Source organism: Lapillicoccus sp., from assembly GCF_046595215.1.
In the GTDB taxonomy this organism is placed as follows: domain Bacteria; phylum Actinomycetota; class Actinomycetes; order Actinomycetales; family Dermatophilaceae; genus Lapillicoccus.
Genome location: NZ_JBKJPP010000088.1, coordinates 1 through 2,816, shown reverse-complemented (window position 1 = coordinate 2,816; position 2,816 = coordinate 1). Strand labels below are relative to the sequence as shown.

Annotated in this window: 3 protein-coding genes; 2 read left to right on the top strand and 1 reads right to left on the bottom strand. The window is 69.6% G+C overall.

The window, feature by feature from the left end; translation table 11 throughout:
* The first annotated feature begins 310 nt into the window (after positions 1-310).
* The gene (locus ACLL9L_RS07435) at positions 311-904 is read left to right on the top strand and encodes a TlpA family protein disulfide reductase (protein ID WP_411284008.1); all 594 of its coding nucleotides are present in this window, start codon (positions 311-313) and stop codon (positions 902-904) included.
* 362 nt (positions 905-1,266) lie between these two features.
* Positions 1,267-1,503, top strand: a complete 237-nt coding sequence (locus ACLL9L_RS07430) for a hypothetical protein (protein WP_411284007.1) — start codon at positions 1,267-1,269, stop codon at positions 1,501-1,503.
* Between the two features lie 534 nt (positions 1,504-2,037).
* Here the strand turns inward: ACLL9L_RS07430 and ACLL9L_RS07425 are convergent.
* Positions 2,038-2,816 (bottom strand): alpha/beta fold hydrolase (locus ACLL9L_RS07425; RefSeq protein ID WP_411284006.1); only part of this gene is annotated, 779 nt, incomplete at its 5' end.

Here is a 2,816-nt window from a genome sequence, read left to right as displayed (position 1 = left end):
CGGAGTACTCGTTGACGGGCAGCCCTTCAGCTACGGCCGCCTCTCCGAGAAGAAACTACGCCGACAGCTGGCCCGGAGCGGGGCCCCGACGCCAACATGAGCACGAAGATCGACCCGCCCCGGGAACGCCGGGACCCGACCATCTTCCGCACCGCACAGGATCGGTGACATTGCCGGGCGACCCGCACCACATCCCGACCCGGGGTATCGGTGCCGCGCTCATGTCGTGGGGGCTCAGCCGCTGGCGTTAGGACAATGCCCCCGCGGTTCGACCGGGTCCCAGTCAGGGCGTCCGTAGAGGAGCACTTTGATGTCCCGTTCGTTTCTCGAGGACCACGTGCTGGCCGGCGACGCCGACTGGGACCGCGAACCGGCGCGCCCGCCCATGGGCGCCAGGCGACGGGTGCCGTGGCCGCTGCTCGCGCTGCTGGTCCCGGCCGGCATCGCCGGCGCCCTGGCCTGGCGGGCGCGGACCACCACCGCCGGGGACAGCGCGAGCAGCTGCATAGCGACACCCGGGGTGCTGAGCCTGGTCGCACCCGACCGGCGGCTACCGGGGCCGACGCTGCGCGGCGCCCTCCTGGCCGGGACCGGGTTCGACTCGGCGGCCTGGGCCGGTGACCTTCTCGTGGTCAACTTCTGGGGCTCTTGGTGCCCACCCTGCCGGGCCGAGACTCCCGAGCTGGTCCGGCTCACGCACGCCACCCGCGACCAGGACGTTGAGTTCCTGGGTGTCGACGTGCGCGACAACCTGGCCAGCGCAGGCCCTCGTCCGCAACTACAGCGTTGCCTGCCCCAGCATCTTCGACCCCGACAACCAGGCCCTGCTCGCCTTCCGAGGCCTGCCCCCAACGCGGTCCCGACCACCTTCGTCCTGGACCGGCGCGGCCGGATCGCTGCTTGAGCCCTCGGGCGAATCAACGCAACCCAGTGAACCGCCGTCCTGACCACCCTGCGCCAAGAAGCCCCGCCCCCTCGGATGACGGCGCCGCCGACGGAGACGGTCGAGCCCGAGAGCAGGACCGGTTGCGCCAACGGAACCGCGGCCGGGCCCAGGCGCTGTAGGCCGGGTGCCCCGTAGAGCGGGAAGCAGCTCGAGGGGGTCCGGTTCTGTCCGCAGGGCGGAACCGCGGACGGCGGCGACCTGCATCTGCCGGGGGTTGTCAGCCTTAGTTGTTGTAGCGCCTCGTCCATTTGTTACTATCATGACTAGTAGTACGGCTCACCCGGCAGCACGAACGACCATTTACCAACAAGGAGCTCACGATGACAACACTTTTCTACAGCCTCGCCATCTTGGCGTGCCCGGTCGGGATGGGCCTGATGATGTGGTTCATGATGCGCGGATCCATGCAGCCCGCCTCGCCCGAATCTCCCCCGCCGGACGCCGGCGCCGAGCTCGCGCGGCTGCGCGCCGAGATCGACCAGCTCCAAGCCGCGCAGCTTCAAGCCGCCCAGCGCGAGACCAGGACCACCCCACAGGACACCAGGCCGGCCCGCTGATGGAGCTGGCCGTAGCGTCCCTGACCCTGCTGGCCTCGATCGGGCTGACCTACCTATTCTGTGTTCGGCCCATGCGCGACGGTCGGCACTGCTCCGTGTGTCCACCGGGCCGTACACGCGGCATGCACGACGAGGCCACGACCGGTGCCACCGCCGAGGACCTCCGGGTAGCCCGCGACGAGGTGGCTGCCCTGCGGCAACGCTGAGGCACAGTGCGAAGTTCGCGCCGGAGAGGGAACCGGGTCAGGGTCAACGGTGGCTTGGTTCACCCGCATCCAGACGTGCCCTATCAGGATGCGTGGTCGTTCCGGAAAGCGAACGGCGACATACGTTGCCCGTCCTCCCGTGACTGTCCCGGGGCCACCCTCAGCCACTGATCGTGGGGATGGACTTCCTGCGACGTGCGAGCTTGAGGGGCGCAGGTTTGGGTGCTCTTTCCCACGCATCACTGCTTGTGGCGTGGCCGCAGGTGATCGGCCACGCCCACGAACAGTGCGATCTGCGTCGTGTGCGGCTCTCCTCTGGCAATCGGCGTCACCCAGGTGCAGCACAGCCAGGGTCCTCCTGCGCTGCGGTTGGCGCCACCTTGTTGCGTGTAGGTGAGTCGTCGAACAAGCGCATACACCAAGCCGGTTCGACCAGCGGCAGGTCGTGGTCGGCGGTGGGGTGGAGGGCCGAGGTGACTGTCGGGTACTGCTCGGCGAGTTGCGCGGTGCGTCCAGGGACAGGCACTGGGTCGCGGTCCCCGGCCGCGAAGAGCACCGGGACCCGGGCCGCGGAGAGGGTGGCCAGCGCGGCCTGCCACTCGCTGTGTAGGACCAGGTGTTCCATGCTGGCCAGGTACGCCGGCCAGGTGTGCAGGACCCCGCGCCGGGCCAGGGGAACTGGCAGGCGCGGCTTGAGCGCGACAGCGACCCAACCTGCCGTGGTGCGGTGCCGGCACATCCAGGCGCAGGACGCGCGCGCGACGGCGGTGTCGAACGCCATCATCGCCTCCATCCGTCCGAGGCCGCGCACGTGCGAGCGTCCTTCGGCGGGGGTGAGATAGAGCGGTGCGCTCATCGCGATCACCTTCTGGACCTGGGCGCCTCGGCGGGCCGCCCAGTGCAGTGCCAGGACTGCTCCCATCGAGTGCCCCGCGACAATGAGTGGTCCGGTCAGCTGCAGGGCGGTCGCCATCTCGTCGAGTGCGTCCAGGTGCGCGTCCAGGGCGTAACCCGTTGGGGACGCGGACAGGTAGGAGTCCCCGAAGCCGAGCAGGTCGGGAACGACGAGGCGCCGGCCGTCAGCCAATACGTCATAGCTGGCGCCGT

Coding starts and splice junctions, on each gene's coding strand:
- ACLL9L_RS07435 (WP_411284008.1), top strand. CDS start 311: ATGTCCCGTTCGTTTCTCGAGGACCACGTGCTGGCCGGCGACGCCGAC.
- ACLL9L_RS07430 (WP_411284007.1), top strand. CDS start 1,267: ATGACAACACTTTTCTACAGCCTCGCCATCTTGGCGTGCCCGGTCGGG.